Annotated in this window: 15 protein-coding genes; 5 read left to right on the forward strand and 10 right to left on the reverse strand. The window is 63.9% G+C overall.

Translation table 11 applies throughout. From position 1 onward, the window contains the following. Nucleotides 1-2 precede the first annotated feature (2 nt). Both CENDO_RS09435 and CENDO_RS09440 read right to left on the reverse strand, forming a co-directional pair. Nucleotides 3-1,541 carry a 5-oxoprolinase subunit B/C family protein gene (locus CENDO_RS09435; protein WP_136141795.1) on the reverse strand — a complete coding sequence of 513 codons (1,539 nt, stop codon included), beginning with the start codon at nt 1,539-1,541 and terminating at the stop codon, nt 3-5. Then, entirely contained in the window at nt 1,542-2,297 is a 756-nt protein-coding gene (locus tag CENDO_RS09440) for a LamB/YcsF family protein (RefSeq protein ID WP_136141796.1), read from the reverse strand. 325 nt (nt 2,298-2,622) lie between these two features. Between CENDO_RS09440 and CENDO_RS09445 the strand changes: the two genes are divergently transcribed. Then, the gene (locus CENDO_RS09445; protein ID WP_136141797.1) at nt 2,623-3,645 is read left to right on the forward strand and encodes an alpha/beta hydrolase; all 1,023 of its coding nucleotides are present in this window, start codon (nt 2,623-2,625) and stop codon (nt 3,643-3,645) included. A 182-nt stretch (nt 3,646-3,827) separates the two neighbouring features. On the opposite strand, the gene CENDO_RS09450 is transcribed toward CENDO_RS09445, so the two are convergent. Continuing rightward, nucleotides 3,828-5,951, reverse strand: a complete 2,124-nt coding sequence (locus tag CENDO_RS09450) for a S9 family peptidase (RefSeq protein WP_136141798.1) — start codon at nt 5,949-5,951, stop codon at nt 3,828-3,830. A 36-nt stretch (nt 5,952-5,987) separates the two neighbouring features. Beyond that, complete coding sequence (locus CENDO_RS09455) at nt 5,988-6,875, reverse strand: phosphoribosylaminoimidazolesuccinocarboxamide synthase (protein WP_210726532.1); 888 nt, start codon at nt 6,873-6,875, stop codon at nt 5,988-5,990. Between the two features lie 77 nt (nt 6,876-6,952). On the opposite strand from CENDO_RS09455, the gene CENDO_RS09460 reads away from it, so the two are divergent. Then, nucleotides 6,953-7,879 (forward strand): hypothetical protein, encoded by a 927-nt coding sequence (locus CENDO_RS09460; RefSeq protein ID WP_136141800.1) that lies wholly within the window; start codon nt 6,953-6,955, stop codon nt 7,877-7,879. 9 nt (nt 7,880-7,888) lie between these two features. Further along, on the forward strand, nt 7,889-8,134 hold the full coding sequence (locus CENDO_RS09465; RefSeq protein ID WP_136141801.1) for a hypothetical protein: 246 nt from the start codon (nt 7,889-7,891) through the stop codon (nt 8,132-8,134). 57 nt (nt 8,135-8,191) lie between these two features. Here the strand turns inward: CENDO_RS09465 and purB are convergent, their stop codons facing one another. From purB to CENDO_RS09480, 3 genes are read right to left on the reverse strand one after another with little or no spacing between them, the layout of a single operon-like run. Further along, nucleotides 8,192-9,622: an adenylosuccinate lyase gene (purB, locus tag CENDO_RS09470; protein WP_136141802.1), complete on the reverse strand. Its 1,431-nt coding sequence runs from the start codon at nt 9,620-9,622 to the stop codon at nt 8,192-8,194. A 19-nt stretch (nt 9,623-9,641) separates the two neighbouring features. After that, a complete protein-coding gene (locus CENDO_RS09475) occupies nt 9,642-10,352 on the reverse strand; it encodes a copper homeostasis protein CutC (RefSeq protein WP_136141803.1) in 711 nt (236 codons plus the stop codon). A gap of 34 nt (nt 10,353-10,386) precedes the next feature. Beyond that, entirely contained in the window at nt 10,387-11,499 is a 1,113-nt protein-coding gene (locus tag CENDO_RS09480; RefSeq protein ID WP_136142245.1) for a pyridoxal phosphate-dependent aminotransferase, read from the reverse strand. A 200-nt stretch (nt 11,500-11,699) separates the two neighbouring features. On the opposite strand from CENDO_RS09480, the gene CENDO_RS09485 reads away from it, so the two are divergent. Further along, nucleotides 11,700-13,277: an alpha/beta hydrolase gene (locus CENDO_RS09485; RefSeq protein ID WP_136141804.1), complete on the forward strand. Its 1,578-nt coding sequence runs from the start codon at nt 11,700-11,702 to the stop codon at nt 13,275-13,277. A 194-nt stretch (nt 13,278-13,471) separates the two neighbouring features. Here CENDO_RS09485 and purD read toward each other — a convergent pair whose 3' ends face one another. Then, nucleotides 13,472-14,746: a phosphoribosylamine--glycine ligase gene (purD, locus tag CENDO_RS09490; RefSeq protein ID WP_136141805.1), complete on the reverse strand. Its 1,275-nt coding sequence runs from the start codon at nt 14,744-14,746 to the stop codon at nt 13,472-13,474. Between the two features lie 28 nt (nt 14,747-14,774). Here purD and CENDO_RS09495 point away from each other — a divergent pair, with 28 nt between their 5' ends. Beyond that, on the forward strand, nt 14,775-15,197 hold the full coding sequence (locus tag CENDO_RS09495) for an HIT family protein (protein ID WP_136141806.1): 423 nt from the start codon (nt 14,775-14,777) through the stop codon (nt 15,195-15,197). Here CENDO_RS09495 and CENDO_RS09500 read toward each other — a convergent pair. Together CENDO_RS09500 and CENDO_RS09505 are read right to left on the reverse strand one after the other, a co-directional pair. After that, the gene (locus tag CENDO_RS09500) at nt 15,194-16,684 is read right to left on the reverse strand and encodes a sensor histidine kinase (RefSeq protein WP_246014266.1); all 1,491 of its coding nucleotides are present in this window, start codon (nt 16,682-16,684) and stop codon (nt 15,194-15,196) included. The two genes, CENDO_RS09495 and CENDO_RS09500, sit on opposite strands and share 4 nt — an antisense overlap. Nucleotides 16,685-16,792: 108 nt before the next feature. Next, nucleotides 16,793-17,503, reverse strand: coding sequence for a response regulator transcription factor (locus CENDO_RS09505; RefSeq protein WP_136141807.1), 711 nt, complete (start codon nt 17,501-17,503; stop codon nt 16,793-16,795). Nucleotides 17,504-17,565: the final 62 nt, after the last annotated feature.

The following is a 17,565-nucleotide window of genomic DNA, read 5'->3' on the forward strand; positions in this document are numbered from 1 at the left end:
TCTTACTCTCCTACTAGGTCAAAAGTCACGCGCGCACCCGGCGGAAGCTGGGCCGCAATGTCCATATCCTCATCCAGCACGGTGGCGATCACCGGGTATCCTCCGGTCACGGCGTGGTCACGCATGAAAACCACGGGTTTTCCGTTCGGTGGCACCTGGATAGAGCCGGCCACCATCCCCTCAGAGGGCAGCTCTCCTTCGCGGCTGCGTTCGATGACCGTCTCGGCATCGAAGCGCAGGCCCACGCGGTTGGAATCCGGGCTGACGGTCCAGGTGGATTCCGTCAAAGCGGCGGCCCCCTTGGCGAACCAGTCATCGCGCGGGCCGGCCACGCAACGCAACACCGCCGTGGTGGTGCGCCCCTCCTGCCGTACCCGCAGGGGGTTGGACAGCTGGGTGTCCGTGTTGCCCCGGCTAAAGGGCATGGTGCCTATGACGTCCCCCACCTTGACCGGGTCTGGGCCCAGCCCGGAAAGAACGTCCGTGGCGGATGAGCCAAGTTCGATGTCCGCGACGATGCCGCCGCGCACCGCCACGTAGGAGCGCATCCCGGCCTCGGCGCGGTGGATCCTCACGGTTTGCCCGGCGGTCACCAAGATGGGGCGCGCCAAGTGAACCGGGTATCCGCCCAGCGTGACCTTGCACAACGCGCCGGTAACCGCGATGACGGTATCCGTCAGTGCGGTCAGCGTCATGCCGCCGATGTTTTCTAACACCGTGTCCCCGCGCGCGTTGCCCACCGCGATATTCGCCGTTGCCGCCGCGGCGCGATCGGCAGCGCCGGACGGGCTCACGCCAAGGTCCCCGCGGCCAGGGCGGCCTAGGTCCTGGTAGAGGGTAAGAAGGCCGGCATCCTCGACGCGCAGGCGCGGAAGGCGCGGCGGGGTCCGCTGCGCGGCGGCATCATCATCGATGAATTCGGGGAGGGAGTCCACGGCGCGGTAGCGCACGCGATCCCCCGGCTGCACCAGCGCCGGCGGCTGGGCGTGCGAGTTCCACATCGGCGTGGAGGTGCGCCCCAGCAGCTGCCAGCCGCCCGGGGAGGTACGCGGGTAGACCGCGGAGAATTCCCCGGCGATTCCCACCGCGCCGGCGGGCACCGCGGTGCGGGGGTTGGAGCGCCGCGGCACGGACCGCGCATCCTTACCGTCCGCCGCCACGCAATACGTAAAGCCCGGGGCAAATCCGCCGAAGGCGGCGGTCCACGTGGTGGACGTGTGCCAGTCGATGACGCCCTCGCGGGAGATTCCCATGAGCCCCGCCACCTCATCGAGATCCTCACCGTCGTAGAGGACGTCGATATCTACGGTCCTTGGTTCCTCGACTCGGTGCGCGGGCGGGGTGAAGTCCTTCAGGTGCTCCGCCGCCGCGGTGGCCGACATGGGCGCCTCGAAGGTCAGCAGCACGGTGGTGGCCGCCGCGATGCAGTCCACCTGGTTCTTCAAGGGGCGCTGGCTCAACGCCGCGTGCCACGCCATCACCTGATCCAGTCCGTCAAGGTCAAGCAGCAGGGCGCGGGTGCCTACCGGGTGAATACGCATCTAGGCAAAGCTCCGAATCTCAACGCCTTCCTCGGCGAGCTTGGCCACAACCCCGCGGAGCATCTCCACGGCGCCCGGGGAGTCACCATGGGTGCAGACGGACTGGGCATCGACTGACAAAACCGTCCCGTCAATCGCCGTGATGGAGCCGTTATCGGCGATCTGGAGCACGCGCTCAACCACCGCCTGCGGATCGTGCAGAACCGCCCCTTCCAGGCGGCGGGAGACCAGCGTTCCGTCCGGGTTGTAACCGCGATCGGAAAAGGCCTCGCGGATAACCGTCAGCCCCGCGGATTCCGCGATGTCTACGGCCACCCCGCCCGGCAGGAGCATGACGGGCAGATCACCGAAAGCCTTGATGCCCTCTACCACGGCCTGAGCCTGTTGCTTGTGATGGACAATCGCGTTGTAGAGCGCGCCATGCGGCTTGACATACTTAACCCGCGTGCCGGCCGCGCGCGCCAGGGCGTCCAGGGCACCGATCTGGTAAAGGGTCTCCGCGGCCAGCTCCGCCGGATCGTAGTCGATGAAGCGGCGGCCGAAGGCCGCTGGATCCCTGTAGCCGATGTGCGCGCCTACCGCTACCCCATTGTCCACGGCCGCCTTGACGGTTTGAGTAATGGAGAACGGGTCTCCGGCGTGGAAACCGGTGGCCACGTTGGCGGAGGAGACCATCTCCAGCATCGCCGCATCGTCGGCCACGGGATTGCCGGCGGTGGTCTCCCCAAGGTCAGCATTCAAATCAATAAAGGCCATAGCCGTCACTCCTCCGTACGTCACTTCAGCGTCACCGCCGCTCAGGCGCGGGACAAGCCAGGATTGTTCAACAATCTCAGGCCAGTGTAATAGTGATGCACGTCATTGTGAAGGGCAGCCTAGATACAGGCCACGCCCGCTACCCCCGCGAACCCCAGATACCCGCCGCCTACGCCACGGGCCAGCAAGCTGGCCACGCCCCCATACCGCTTACGCTAGCCAGCCTGGGAATCGCCCTATCCTCGTGCAGTTTTAGGCTATAGCTTGCGAGGAGTTGCCGGCAAACACCGCGTTAATGATAAAGATTCTTGATAGCATTTAGAGCATGAATAAACCCCGTTCATCGGTGCTATCTATCGCTACTGTTGCGGCAATGGTTATGGGCATACTCTCACTGGGTTGTGGCGCCAGCCTAGTCACGCCCGAATTGACGGGTACCGCGGTGGCCTCCGCCCAGCAAGCCCCGGCCTCGGGTGCTCGCGTGGTCTCACGCCAGCACATTGCTGGAAATTACTGGAAAATCCGGGTCTGGTCACCAGCCAACAAACGCGTAATAGTCAACAACGTCCTGCTTCCTGCCGGGGACCAACCCCGCTCAACCCTGTACCTCCTACCGGGACTTGAGGGCGGCATGCAGGGACAGAATTGGATCACCCACTCCGACGTGGAACAATTCTTCGCCGGGAAAAATGTCAACGTAGTCATGCCTTTGGGTGGCGCGCATTCCCTCTACACAGACTGGCAGCAGCGTGACCCTATTTTGGGCATCAACAAGTGGAACACGTACATGGCTGAAGAATTGCCATCTGTCATGGAACGCGAGTTCCACGGCAACGGACGCGACGCAATCGCCGGTTTATCCTCAACCGGCGCAGCCGCCCTAGATATTGCGGGGCACGCGCCACACCGGTTCAAGGCCGCCGCGTCATATTCCGGTTGCCCCATTCGGTCCAGCGGTTTTGGCCTGCCCGTATCCGCCGCCATGATGCTCTACGGCGGTGGCAATCCGCTAAACGCGTGGGGCATGCCTGGTTCCGATGCCTGGCGCGACCATGATCCGAATGCCAACCCGGCGCGGCTGCGTGGGGTCAATGTCTTCCTAGCATCCGCTTCAGGTACGCCAGGCCCCATTGACGGCCCGGTAAGCTCATCCCAGTGGGGTGGGCCGCGTGCCACGGAGATAGTTGCCAATGAGTGCACCAGGCTCTTCGCTCAGCGTGCCCGCGCGTACGGGGTCAACGTCAACCGTTACTACACCTCCACTGGTTCCCACAGCTTCCCACTGTTTGCCCATCAGCTCAAGGTCAGCTGGGCGCAGACGATTGCCCCTACGCTGGGCCTGAGCTAGCACCTGGACATCGGCTTTCCGCATCCGGCGCCCCTGGCCCGGGCAAGTCACCTACGGGCGCTTAAGAAGATGGCAGCACCGTCTCCCGCGAGGCGCGCAAAGCGCAACCCAGCTTTGCCCGCATGCACCGCCCGCACTGGGGGCGCAGGTGCACAACGACCCGCTAAACACGTACGTGGCTGCTATTTCGTCAGCCCCGTGGCCTGATTGATGGTCCAGGCGTACTCAAAAGCGCCCTGGCGCCACTTGGCGTAGCGGCCGGAGACGCCGCCGTGGCCGGCAACCATTTCGGTCTTGAGCAGGAACTCGCCGCCGGTGGCGGTGGCGCGCAGGCGGGCTATCCACTTGGCCGGCTCCACGTACAAAACCCGGGTGTCGTTGAGAGAGGTTATGGCCAGGATATTGGGATACTTCTTGGCCTCAACGTTTTCATAAGGCGCGTAGGAGGCCATGTAGTCATAGGCCTCCGGATCCTCGTACGGGTTGCCCCACTCATCCCACTCCGCCACGGTCAAGGGCAGCTCCGGCTTGGTCATGGAGGTCAGGGGATCCACGAAGGGCACCACGGCTTGGATGGCCTTGAACTTCTCCGGCGCCATGTTGGCTATAGCCCCCATGAGCAGGCCGCCGGCGGACCCGCCCTCCGCCACGAGCTGGCCATGCGTGGTCAGCCCGCGGGCCACCAAGTCATCCGCCACGTCGATAAAGTCCGTAAAGGTATTCTTCTTCTCCAGCATCTTACCGTGGTCATACCAACCGCGGCCCATTTCTCCACCGCCGCGGACGTGGGCGATGGCATAGATCATGCCCCGGTCCATCAATGACAGGCGGGTAACGGAGAATCCGGGATCGATGGAGGACTCATAGGAACCGTAGCCGTAGAGCAGCGTGCCGTGGGGTTTAGAGGTATCCAAGTCTGCGCGGTGGATGATGGAGACGGGGATGGCGGTGCCGTCGGACGCGTTGGCCCACACGCGATACGCCGTGTAGTCCGCTGCCTCGTAGCCGCCCGGAACCTCCTGCTCTTTCAGCAGGACAAATTCGCGGGAATCCACCCAGTACTGGAAAAGCTGCGAAGGCTGCGTGAATGAGGTGTAGGAGACGCGAATGACGGGGCAGTGCCATTCTGGGTTGCCAATCGGGGCCACGGTGTAGAGCTCCTCATCGAACTCCATCTCCTCGAATTCGGTAAAGCCCGCATCATCGAGGCGCATCACGGCCGCCCGGCCAATACCACCGCGGCGGTACGCCGAGACTATGAAATCCGCGTAGGTATCCACCCCCTCGATGCGCACGTCGTCACGATGGGGGATCAGCACGTCCAGCTCGCGGATGGGCACCAGGTTATCCACCGGGCATGAGCCCACCTCAAAGTTGGGGCCGGACGCGTTATGCGTAACTATCCAGCGCTCTTCACCCGCCACCACGGCATGGTCAACGTCATATTCCAGGCCCTGTTCGCGGCGCCACAGCAACTCAAATTCGCCCTCCGGATTATCCTTGTCCAACACCCAGTATTCGGAGGTGACCTTGGAACCGGAGGCAATAAGCAGGTAGCGGCGGGAGCGGGTCCCGCCCACGCCTACGTTGAAATATTCATCGTCCTCTTTAAAGACACACACGTCCTCTTCCTGCGGGGTTCCAACCTTGTGGCGCCACACGGTATCCGCCCGCCAGGCGTCATTAACGCGCTGGTAGAAGATGTAGTCCTCACCGATCCACGTCGCGCCGTAGAAGATGCCGGTGATTTTGTCCGCAAGGTGCTCCCCGGTCTCAAGATCCTTGATGACCAGGTCGAAGCGTTCGTCGCCCGTGGTGTCCGTGGAGTAGGCCAGGTAGCGGCCGGAACGGGTAACGGACGAGGCTCCTAAGGAGAAAAACTCGTGGCCCTCCGCCAATTCGTTAAGGTCCAGCAGAATCTCTTCATTGTCTGGCGCGCCGACTTCCGGAATGACCGGCGGGCGCCACGGATCCTGCCCCTCAGCCACCGGAATGCGGCAGGAGTAGCCGTAATCCTTGCCCTCTACGGAACGCCCGTAGTACCAGTAGTCACCGGCGCGGGATGGTACGGACATGTCCGTCTGCTTCACGCGGGACTTGATCTCCTCGAAGATATTCTCCGTCATCTCCTCGAGATGCGCGGTCTGCTGCTGCGTGTAAGCATTCTCCGCGTTGAGGTAATCGAGGGTGCCCTGGGATTGCTTATCCCTCAACCACTCGTAATCATCCACGAACGTCCGGCCGTGGAACTCGCGGTTAATGGGGCGCACGGGGGCCACTGGGGGCTGGATTGGTTGCTCAGTCATAGCCACCCAGTCTACGCGCTGGTCCCGCGCGGGCTCTTAGCCGCCGAGGTAATCCTCAAACTTCGCGCCGGAGAGGCGCTCGTAGGCCTCAATGTAGCGCAGGCGCGTGGCGGATACCACCTCGTCCGGAAGGCGCGGCGGGGTGGCATCGGAGGTTTGGTCCCAGCCGGATTCATCGGAGGTCAGCCAGTTGCGCACGAATTGCTTATCGAAGCTTGGCTGAACCTCTCCCTCGACGTAGGTATCGGCCGGCCAGTAGCGGGAGGAGTCCGGGGTTAGGACCTCATCGCCGAGGGTCAGCGTCCCGTCCCCGTCCAGGCCGAACTCAAACTTGGTATCGGCCAGGATGATGCCGCGTTCCTCAGCGATCCTTGCCGCCTCGGAGTAGATGCGCAGGGTCGCCTCGCGCAGCTGCTCGGCACGCTCCCGCCCCAGCCGGTCCACGACGCGATCAAAGGACACGTTTTCATCGTGCTCGCCCTGCTCTGCCTTGGTGGCCGGGGTGAAGATTGGTTCCGGCAGGCGGGAGGCTTCCTTGAGCCCCTCCGGCAGCTCGATGCCGCAGACGGTACCGGATTCCTTGTATTCCTTCAGCCCGGATCCGGTGAGGTAGCCACGGGCCACGCACTCGAAGGGGAGCATCTCGAGCTTTTTGACCACCATGGCGCGTCCCAGCACCTCTTCCGGGATCCGCTCATCATCGAGCGGCCCGGCCAGGTGATTGGGGAAATCGATGGCATCAAAGAAAAACTTGGAGGTGGCGGTGAGAACCCGCCCCTTGTCCGGGATTGCCGGGTCCAGGGCGTGGTCATAAGCGGAGATCCGGTCCGTGACCACCATGAGCAAGGTGGATTCATCAACCTCGTAGATATCGCGAACCTTGCCGGATGACAGATGCTTGTAATCATTAAGCTGTGGGCGCATGACAAAAAGCATACTTCAGCTTATGCTTCCAACGAGCTGTTTTATCAACCCATCAGGGAACTCATAAGGATTTTCATATGGCCCGCACCCGGCTTACCGCCATTGTCACCGCCACCGCCGTAACGCTCGGCGCCGTGACGGTCCCGCCCGCCACCGCCGCACCAAGCGTGACGGTGCGCGAATCCGCCCACGGCCAGCCCCTGTGCACGGTCACCCACTCCGACGAGGACCACCGCGCCGCCCAGGAGCTGGAGGCCGCGTATATCGCCACGGTGCGCCGCGCCTCGGAGCTCGGGCAGGCCGCGCTGCCGGAGCACAAGGCCGCCTTTGATGCGGTTGCCAAGATTACCCAAGCGGATCTCAACGCCGCGCTTGCCCTGCCAGACGTGACCGCGGCCGCCGCGGACCTTAAGGCCCGGGGCTATACCGACGCGGACATCACCATCATCATTCTCGGCGCCTCCCACCCCGAGCTCCTGGTGGCGGACACAGCGAGCGTGCTACTGGAGGCCTACCCCGAATCCTCCCTAAGCCGCGCGGATAAGTACCTTAAGCGGGCGCAGGGCATGAGCGGCAACCGCGCACCACAGCTGACGGATGGTAAGAATTTCTCCGAGACTTTCAGGGCCACCCTGGCCGCCGCGGAATCCGAGGCGCGGCTGCAGGAGGCCATCGCCGCATTCGAGGGCGCGGCGGGCAGGGACGCGCTGGTTAGCGCGTGGAGCGAATGCATCGCGGAGCTCGAGGCCCGCGGCGCCACCCGCGGCTCTACCCCGCTGCCGGATATTGAATACACGGTCCCCGCCCCTTCGCAGGGTGGTTCCAGCGCCGGCATCGATCCAACCACCGGCGTGATCATCGGCATCGTCGTCCTCATCATCGCGGCCGGCGTGGGCTACGTGGCACTTAACGGCGGCGAACAGTTCTCCCAGCTCATCCCGTACGCCGGCAACCTCGGCGGCAACGCAAAGCCGGTCCTGCGCCTGCCGCTGCCGGGTTTCTAGGGCTGGTTGATGACGGTGACAAAACCTCAGCAGCCCCGCCGGCGCGGGCGGAACGGCCGGCGCCCGCAGGGCATGCCCGCCGGGCGCCCTGTAAGCCTGCCCTCCCCCGGGACCGGCGCCACCTTTGGGGACCCAGGCCTCATGGTTGAATTAGGCGCGGTCCGCGAGCTGCTCGCGCTCATCCCCGCCGAGCAGCGTGATGAGGCCAGGCGGATTCTCCAGAGCGCGGCCCGGCAGCTACGTGCCCTGGCCTAAGCGGCCAGGCACGAACCTCAGCCCCCAGGCGCGCCGCCTCGGCGGGGCCTGGACCCCTTAGAGAATCTCGCCCGGGCGGTAGGCGGCCGCCTCGGGGTGGGTGTCCACGAGCTGCTTGATGCGGCCCAGGACCGCGGAAACCTGGGACTCGGCGGCACCGATGAAAGCGTGCTTATCCTCCAGCGCGGCGTCCAGGGCCGCCTTGTCCATCGGCAGGCGATCATCGGCGGCGAGGCGCTCGATCAGATCCTGCTCGCCACCGTTTTCGCGCATATTCAGCGCAACCGCCACGGCGTTTTCCTTGATCACCTCGTGCGCGGTCTCGCGGCCAACGCCGGCGCGCACGGCGGCCATCAGGATGCGGGTGGTGGCCAGGAATGGCAGGTAACGCTCCAACTCGCGGTCAATCATGGCCGGGAATGCGCCAAACTCGTCCAGGACGGTAAGGAAGGTCTCAAACTGGCCGTCGATGGCAAAGAAGGCATCCGGCAGGGCCACGCGGCGGATGACGGAGCAGAATACGTCACCCTCGTTCCACTGCTGGCCGGCCAGATCCGCGACCATCGTGAGGTATCCGCGCAGGATGACCTGGAGCCCGCCGACGCGCTCGCAGGAACGCGCGTTCATCTTGTGCGGCATGGCAGAAGAACCAACCTGGCCCTCCTTGAAGCCCTCCGTGACAACCTCGTTGCCGGCCATCAGGCGGATAGTGGTGGCCAGGGAGGACGGCGCGGCGCCCAGCTCAACCAGGGCAGAGACCGCGTCAAAATCGAGGCTGCGCGGGTAAACCTGCCCCACGGAATTAAAGATGCGGGAAAAACCTAGGTGGTCGGCGATGGTGGTCTCCAGGGAGGTCAACTTGTCCTCGGAGCCGCCCATGAGATCCAGCATGTCCTGGGAGGTGCCCATTGGGCCCTTGATGCCGCGCAGCGGGTAGCGGCCCAGCAGATCCTCAACGCGCTCGATTCCCATCAGCATTTCATCGGCGGCGGTGGCGAAACGCTTGCCCAGGGTGGTTGCCTGCGCGGCCACATTATGGGAGCGCCCCGCCATCACCAGGGACTGGTAGTTGGCGGCGTGCTCACCGATGCGGGCCACCACGGCAATCGCCTTGTCCCGGATGAGCTCCAGGGAACGGTAGATCTGCAGCTGCTCCACGTTCTCCGTCAGGTCACGGGAGGTCATGCCCTTGTGGATGTGCTCGTAGCCGGCCAGCGCGTTGAATTCCTCGATGCGGGCCTTGACGTCATGGCGGGTGACCCGCTCACGCTCGGCGATGGAGGCAAGGTCAACCTGGTCAATGGCCGCCTCGTAGGCGTTAATCGCCTCGATGGGAATGTCCACCCCCAGGTCACGCTGGGCGCGCATCACCGCGATCCAGAGCTGACGCTCCAGGACAATCTTATGTTCGGGGCTCCAGAGGTTGGACAGTTCCGCGGAGGCGTAACGGGAGGACAGGACGTTAGAAATCTTTTTCTTCTCTACCACGGCGCTTATTATTGCACGCCTAGCCCCAGCTGGAAACGGCTTCCACGATTTCTTTCACCTGCGCCACATCGGTGTCCATGACGGCGTCCTCGCCCCCGCCCGGCCCGGCGCTGCCGTAGGAATGCAGCCGGGCAGCGCAGGAGGAATGCACGGCGTCTAGCCCCAGATCCCGCAGCGCGCCCAGGTTGTGCGGGCGCACCCCGCCGCCGGCCATGACCTCCAGGTCAAGTTCCACGTAGCGCCGCAAGGCCGCCTTTCCTTCCGACGCCGCCTTTGCCCCTCCCGAGCTCAACACCCGCTTCACCCTCCCCTGCAGCTTTTCCACCTCCGGCAGCGGATGGGCCAGCGTGTCGATGACGCGGTGGACCGTGAAGTCCTTGCCCGGCGCGGCCGCCACCATGGCGTCGATCGCCTCGAGGTCGAGGTGCCCATCTGTGGTCGCCGCGCCGATGACAAAACCGGCCACCGGCAGCTCCGCGAGCTTGGCGATGTCCTGGGCCATGAGCTCTACCTCCTCGCGGCTGTAGACAAAACCTCCGGGGCGGCAGCGAATGAGCACGTGGACGGGAAGCCCCACCTCACACACTGCCTTGGTCACGGCCCAGCTTGGGGTGATACCACCCGTGGTGTGGAGGGCCTGGGCGAGCTCCAGTCGCTGCGCGCCGCCTTCCTTGGCCGCGCGGGCCCCGGCCGGATTCTCCACTGCTATTTCTACGATTGGTGCGTTCATAGCCCCCAGGTTACGCGCCAGTTTTCGAGCGGCCCTATCGCAAGTACTCGCCGAGCCTGCGGCAGGCCTCCCTCGTGTCCTCCACCGAGGCGCAGAGGGATACGCGCATCCAGTGCTTGCCTTGTTCCGGATCAAAGTCCACGCCGGGGGCGAAGGCCACGCCTATCTCGTCAATCAATTGGCGGCAGAAGGCCTCCGAATCGTCGGTGAGATGGGCGATGTTGGTCCACAGGTACAGCCCCCCGTCAGGGTCCGCGAAGGTGTCCAGGCCCATCGCGGGGAACTCCTCCAACAAGATTTCACGGGACTGCGCATACCGGGCCACGTGCCCGTCTAGTTCAGCGATGGCCTCTGGGGTAAAGGCTCCAACTGCGGCTTTCTGGGAGATAGCGGGCGGGCACAATGATAGTGAGCCCTGAAGATCGGAGAATCGCTGCACGTGCTCCTCTGGCAGGATGAGCCAGCCTACGCGCCAGCCGGTCATGGAGAAGTACTTAGATAGCGTGCCCGCCACCACCGCCTTGTCAGAAAACGCACGGGCGGTGGCGGTGGGGCGGCCGAAGGAGATGCCGTGATAGTCCTCATCGGACAGCAGCACGCATCCATTGGCCTCACACCAGCGCGCAATCTTCTCCAGTTCACCCGGATCGATAATCGTGCCCGTTGGATTGCCCGGGGAGGTCACGATGAGCAGCTTCGGGCGCTGTTCGGCCGGCAGCGCCTTAAGCATCGCCGCGGTGGGCTGGAAGCGTGTCTCCGCGGTGCAGCGCAGGTCCACGATGTTTGCGCCCAGTGACTGCAGAATTGCCCGGTACGCCGGATAGCCCGGGCAGGCAAGCGCCACATTGTCCCCGTGCTCCAGGTACACTAGGAACGCCGCCACGAACGCCGCCGAGGACCCCGTAGTAATCACCACGTTGTCCTGGCGGGTATCTACGCCATACTTTTCCCGGTGCCACGCGGCCACCGTCTCGCGCAGTTCCAAGTCACCAATGATTTCCGTGTACCCCAACGGATCGGAGTATAGGACTTTCGCGGTGGCTTCGAGGGCCGGGCGCGGCCCGCCGGTTGAGGGCTGGCCCACGCACAGCATGAGCGTGTCCAAGCCGCGGTGCTTGCGCTGATGAATAATGTCCAGCATTTGCATGACCCGGAAGGGCTCAACGTGGCTGCGGGTGGAAAGCGGGTTCATAGGACACAGATTACTCCGCGCGCCCGCCGCCACACGGCGCTGCGGAAGAAGCATTCGGGGGTACCGATAACCTTTCCCGCTGACAATTAGCATCCGCACCTATAGGTTGGTTGTTACCACCGCACCGCACGCCCACGCAGGAAAGGAACTTTCCCATGTTTTCCCCAGCCCGGAAGATAACCGCCGCCCTGGCCTCGGCCGCGGCCACCGCGGCACTATTGACCATTGGTGCAGCGACCGCCCCCGCCGCGGCCGCCGCCCCCGCAATTACCTGGGAGGACTGCCCCGAGCAGGTTACCGTGCCCGGCGCGGAATGCGGCCGCGTTGAGGTGCCTACCTACTATGACCACCCGGAACGCGGAACCATCTCCGTGGGTTTTGTCCGCGTGAAGGCTTCTAACCCCTCCGCTAAACGCGGCACATTGTTTACCAACCCGGGCGGTCCGGGCGGCGATGCGTATAGCTACGTGGGCCATGACTCGATCCCTTGGCCCGATGCGGTTACCGCCGAGTGGGACCGCGTGGCCGTGCAGCCGCGCGGCTTGCCGGGCTCCACGCCGCTTGATTGCACCAAGCCGGGCAAGGGCGCCACAGTACTAGACCAGTTGTTCCGCGGCGGCGCGTGGAACCGCGCCTCGTGTGAGGAGGGCACGCCGGGCTACACCCGCGCCATAACCACGGAAAATACCGCCCGCGATTGGGAGATGGTCCGCCAGGCGCTGCAGCTGGAGAAGATCTCCATTGTGGGCCTGAGCTACGGCACGTTCCTGGGCAGCGTGTATGCAACACTATTTCCGCACAACACCGACCGCGTGGTGCTTGATTCCGCCATGAGCCCGTCCCTGGCCTGGAACGGCGTGCTTGTTTCCCAGCAGCGCGGATACGAAAAGGCGATGGAGGATTTCTTCTCCTACGTAGCGCGCAACAATGACACCTACAAGATGGGCACCACCCCGCTCCAGGTCTACGAGCGCTGGAGTTATAAGGTTGCCAGCGAATCCGGCGTGCGACCTACCGCGCTGCCGCCGCGGGCCAAGATCGGTGACCTACCACCGGGGCTGGAGTTTGCCGGCCAGCCCGGCGTGCACATCATGAATGCCACGGGCCAACTGCGCGTTGAGGCGGAGCACCTTGCTGACAAGGCCGCCAACCCGGCCGGTAACCAGATCCTCTCCACCACCCTGTCCCTGACCCGCCAGATCATTCCCCAGCCAACCCAGTGGGAAATGCTAGCCAACCACATATCCAATCGTGAGCCGATTGACCTGGGCACCCCCAGCCAGGAGCAGGCCCTGGAGGCCTTCATGGCCCAGGCGCAGGCAACGTCCATGCAGGCCATGATCCTGTGTAATGAAAACACCGTGGCCGGCAACCCTGCGCTGTTGCCGGAGTACTACTGGTCCGCGCTGGTCACCTATGACCCGTTCCGCAGTCTTAACGCCGCCTACGGTTCCGGCCAGATGTGTGAGGGAACCCCGCCGCACACCAAGGCGCCAGCGCTGAATGGTTCTCAGCTGGCGGTGCGTCCGCTGCAGATTAGCGCCACCGGTGACCCGCAGACCCCGTACGCCTACCATGGGGAGATGGCCCGGCAGATGGGCGCCTCGGTAGTCACCGTGGACGGCCCTGGTCACGGGCACTTCGCCAACGGCAACGCCACCGTGGACGCCATCGTCACCGAGTACCTGCGCACCGGCAGCGCCACGGCCCAGACCGTACCGGGCGTCATTTAGCGCACTGCGCTCATCAAAGTCCCCCACAATCCGCCGGCGAATCCGCTGGCGGATTCTTCTTCGCCGGGGAACCAAAGGCCGCGGGCGCCGGGGATGGCGTGCGCCCGCTGCCGGGCTCACGCTGGGCTTACGCTGGGCTTACGCCCGGCCGATACTCAGCGCTTGTTTGCCTCGAGGCCGGGCGAAACGCATCGCTAGATGGAGATGCGGCCGTCCTCGGCGGCCTGGCCAATGTCCTTGCGGTAGAAGCCGCCGTCTAGCTCGATTCCTTCGAGGGTTTCATAAGCGGCGGCCCGGGCCTCGGCAAGGGTAGCGCCGTGGCCCAAAATGTTGAGGACGCGGCCGCCGTTGGCTACGACCTTGCCATCCATCACGTTGGTGCCGGCATGCAGGACCTTGTCCAGGTCACCGAGGCCGGCGCCGGTGATTGGATCCCCCTTGCGCGGGGACGCCGGGTACCCCTCGGCGGCGAGTACTACCGTCACCGCGTAGCCGTCCTTCCACTCCAGCGGGGCTAGTTCCGCAAGGCTTCCGGTGGCCACCGCGTTTAAGGTCTCGGCCAGCGGGGAGTCCAGCATGGAGAGCACCGCCTGGGTCTCCGGGTCACCGAAGCGGCAATTAAACTCGACCACCGCCGGCCCCTCCTTGCCCCACGCCAGGCCGGCATAGAGCAGCCCGGAGTAAGCACATCCACGGGCAACCAATTCCTTTGCTACCGGGACGCAGACTTCATCGACGATGCGCTGGACCCCATCTTCTGGCAGCCATGGCAGCGGGGTGTACGCGCCCATGCCGCCGGTGTTCGGGCCCTCATCGTTGTCATAGGCGCGCTTGTGGTCCTGGGCTGGCAGCAAAGGAACCACGGTTTCACCATCAACGAGGCAAAACAGTGAGACCTCCGGGCCGTCCAGGAAGGACTCCAAAAGGACCGGGCTGCCAATCTCATGCACGGCCTTTACGTGGGCTAGGGCCTCGGCGCGGTCTTCGGTGACCACAACGCCCTTGCCGCCGGCCAGTCCGTCATCTTTGACCACATAGCGCGGGCCAAAGCGGTCCAGGGCCGCGTCAATGTCTTGTTGGCTGGCTCCGGGTTCGAGCTGCTCGGCACGCGCGGTCTTGACATTTGCCGCGGCCATGACGTCCTTGGCAAAGGCCTTGGAGCCCTCAATCCGGGCGGCGTCCTTGTTGGGGCCAAAGACGGCGATGCCCTCCCCGCGCAGGGCATCGGCCACGCCGGCGACCAGCGGGATCTCCGGCCCCACGACAACCAGATCGGGCCCAAGTTCGCGGGCGAGCTCCAGCATCTGCTCAGGGTCATCGACCTTGGAGTAGTCAGGGTGCACCGTAGCGATGGTGCTCATCGCCGGGCTGCCGGGGGCCACGTGGAGATCGGAAGTTAGCTTATCGGCCGCAAGGCCCTTCAACAGGGCGTGCTCACGGCCTCCGGATCCAATAACTAGAATGCGCATGCCCCACATCTTAACTAGCCTTAGGGGCATGTCTTCTGTATTTACGAAAATCATTAACGGCGAACTCCCCGGCCGTTTCGTCTACCGCGATGAAACCGTCGCCGCGTTTTTAACCATCGAACCGCTGGCTTATGGCCACACGCTGGTGGTCCCCATTGAGGAAGTAGACAAGTGGACGGAGCTAGATTCCGCCACGTGGGCCCACCTCAATGAGGTTGCCCTAGAGGTGGGCGCCGCCATCAAGGAGGCATTCGATGCGCCGCGTTCCGGCTACATCATCGCCGGCTTCGACGTTCCGCACACCCACATCCACCTGTTCCCCACCTCCACGATGGCCGATTATGACTTCTCCCAGGCCATGGCCATGGACGCCACGGATCCGGAAAAGATGGACAAGGCGGCGGAAGCTATCCGCGCACAACTGGGCACGGACGCCGAGGGGCGCCGCTAGTCCCGCCCATGTGACGTTTCGTCATAGGCCGGCAGGCGGACGGTAAAGACTGAGCCCTCCCCCTCGGTGGACTCCACGGAGATCTCTCCCCCGTGGAGTTCAACCAAGGACTTGGCGATGGCCAGCCCCAGGCCGGAGCCGCCGGTATCACGCGTGCGTGACGCATCGGACCGGTAGAAGCGCTCAAAGACGTGGGAGGCCACCTCGGCGCTCATGCCCTTGCCGTCATCAGCCACCTCAACAACCACGCCATCCGCGCCCTCGAAGGCCTCATCGCGCAGCGTGATGCATACCTTGGCCTCGGGGCCGCCGTGGCGAAGCCCGTTGGAGACCAGGTTCAAAAACACCTGGTGAAGCCGGTCCGCATCGCCGTTTACCAATGGAATGCCCTTGGTCTTGGGGGTCACGTCGACCACGCGTTCAGGAAACGCCGCGCGCGCGGATGAAGCCACGGACATCGTAAGTTCAAGCAGGTCTACCTTGGTCATATCCAAGCGTGAGCCCTCGGCGCGGGTCAGGGCAAGCAGGTCTTCTACCAGCAGGGACATGCGCTTAGATTCGGCATCAACCTTGCCGAAAACAAAGCCCGCATCATCGGTGGCGCCGGAGCGATACAATTCCGTGTAACCCCGCAGGCTGGTCAGGGGCGTGCGCAGCTCATGGGAGGCGTCACCGACGAAGCGGCGCATCTGTTCCTCCTGGCTTTGCGCCTGCTCGATGGATTTCTGCAGGCGGGTGAGCATGATGTTCAGTGCGCTGGCCAGGCGCCCAACCTCGGTGTGCAGCGGCCACTCGGGCACGCGGCGGTCATAGTCACCACCGGCGATAGCGGAAGCGGTCTGCTCCACCACGCGCAGCGGTCTCAAGGACAGCTTAATGAGCCAATAGCCCACCGCTGCGATAACAGCCAGCACGACCGAGGAAATGATGATCTGCAGCATCACCAGGCCGCGCAGGGTAGCTTGATCATCATCCAGGCGCTTGGCGACCACGGTGACCACGCCGTTATCCTCCACGGCAAGCACGCGCCATTGGGAATCCACGGGAGAGGTGGGGATGGAACCAATGGTGGACGGCGCGGCGCCGATGACTACGTTATCCACCGCCGGGGTGGCCTCATTGATGTTAAACCAGCGCAGCGAGCCATCCGGATAGTAGTTGAGCACCGCAAAGTCCGTGGGCGGGCGCTTGGTCACGTCCGCTTCGAAGAGATCACTGCTTTGCGCCCAACCGCCAAGGGCCTCATAGAGCTCCTTATCGACCCTGTTGTAGAACACGTCGCGCATCACCGTGGATACGGCCAGGGATGAGGCGCCCATCCCCAGGCCCGAGATGATGACCAATAAAATCATCAACCAGGTACGCAGCGGCATAGCCTTGGGCTTTGACCGAAACGTGCGGCGGCGGTGCGCGGGCACGCCGGGGCCGCCCGCTGCGGTAACGGCGGACGGCCCCGGCGATGGGTTGGAGGGCGATTCTTTAGTCATAAGCTACGGAAGAGACCTTCCCCAATAGAGGACCCGCGGCGGGCAAGCGCCGGGCGGACAAGTGCTTCCAGTCTAGGCGCTTCAGCGCGGGAAGAAGACCCGCGGGGTCTAGGTGCGAGGCTTGCGCAGGACGTAGCCCACGCCGCGGACGGTGTGGATAAGAGGGGTGTCACCGGTGTCAATCTTGCGGCGCAGGTAGGAGATGTAAGACTCCACCACGTTGCCGTCACCGCCGAAATCGTAGTGCCAGACGTTATCCAGGATCTTGGACTTGGATAGCACCACTTCCTTGTTCTGCATCAGGTAGCGCAGCAGATTGAACTCCGTTGGGGAAAGGTCAATGATTTGGCCGGACTTGGTGACCTCGTGGGTGTCATCATTGAGCGTCAGATCGGCATAAGTGATGGTTGCATCGCCGCGCTCCTGGTCAGCGGACTGACTGCGGCGCAGGATGACGCGCAGGCGGGTAATGACCTCCTCGAGGCTAAACGGCTTTGTCACGTAATCATCAGCGCCGATGGTCAAACCATGGATGCGCTGGTCCACGGAATCCTTGGCGGTCAGGTAGAGCACCGGCCCATCGAGCCCCTCGGCGCGCAGCTTGCCGAGCAGCTCGAAGCCATCCATTCCCGGCATCATGACGTCCAGGATGTAGGCGTCAGGGTTGACCTCACGCGCTACGCGCAGCGCTTCGGTGCCGGAGTTGGCGCTATGAACCCTAAACCCCTGAAATTTCAGGGACACGGTGAGGAGTTCAACGATATTCGGCTCATCGTCTACCACGAGAACCTTTAACTGCTCGCTGTGCATCTCGTCCATGTGGGACACCACTTCCTTGGTTCAACGGTTTTGCTCAATGGATCTCTTAAGGATCTCTAAAG

Source organism: Corynebacterium endometrii, from assembly GCF_004795735.1.
GTDB classification, from domain to species: Bacteria; Actinomycetota; Actinomycetes; order Mycobacteriales; family Mycobacteriaceae; genus Corynebacterium; species Corynebacterium endometrii.

Coding starts and splice junctions, on each gene's coding strand:
- CENDO_RS09435 (WP_136141795.1), bottom strand. CDS start 1,541: ATGCGTATTCACCCGGTAGGCACCCGCGCCCTGCTGCTTGACCTTGAC.
- CENDO_RS09440 (WP_136141796.1), bottom strand. CDS start 2,297: ATGGCCTTTATTGATTTGAATGCTGACCTTGGGGAGACCACCGCCGGC.
- CENDO_RS09445 (WP_136141797.1), top strand. CDS start 2,623: ATGAATAAACCCCGTTCATCGGTGCTATCTATCGCTACTGTTGCGGCA.
- CENDO_RS09450 (WP_136141798.1), bottom strand. CDS start 5,951: ATGACTGAGCAACCAATCCAGCCCCCAGTGGCCCCCGTGCGCCCCATT.
- CENDO_RS09455 (WP_210726532.1), bottom strand. CDS start 6,875: ATGCGCCCACAGCTTAATGATTACAAGCATCTGTCATCCGGCAAGGTT.
- CENDO_RS09460 (WP_136141800.1), top strand. CDS start 6,953: ATGGCCCGCACCCGGCTTACCGCCATTGTCACCGCCACCGCCGTAACG.
- CENDO_RS09465 (WP_136141801.1), top strand. CDS start 7,889: ATGACGGTGACAAAACCTCAGCAGCCCCGCCGGCGCGGGCGGAACGGC.
- CENDO_RS09475 (WP_136141803.1), bottom strand. CDS start 10,352: ATGAACGCACCAATCGTAGAAATAGCAGTGGAGAATCCGGCCGGGGCC.
- CENDO_RS09480 (WP_136142245.1), bottom strand. CDS start 11,499: ATGCAAATGCTGGACATTATTCATCAGCGCAAGCACCGCGGCTTGGAC.
- CENDO_RS09485 (WP_136141804.1), top strand. CDS start 11,700: ATGTTTTCCCCAGCCCGGAAGATAACCGCCGCCCTGGCCTCGGCCGCG.
- purD (WP_136141805.1), bottom strand. CDS start 14,746: ATGCGCATTCTAGTTATTGGATCCGGAGGCCGTGAGCACGCCCTGTTG.
- CENDO_RS09495 (WP_136141806.1), top strand. CDS start 14,775: ATGTCTTCTGTATTTACGAAAATCATTAACGGCGAACTCCCCGGCCGT.
- CENDO_RS09500 (WP_246014266.1), bottom strand. CDS start 16,684: ATGACTAAAGAATCGCCCTCCAACCCATCGCCGGGGCCGTCCGCCGTT.
- CENDO_RS09505 (WP_136141807.1), bottom strand. CDS start 17,503: ATGGACGAGATGCACAGCGAGCAGTTAAAGGTTCTCGTGGTAGACGAT.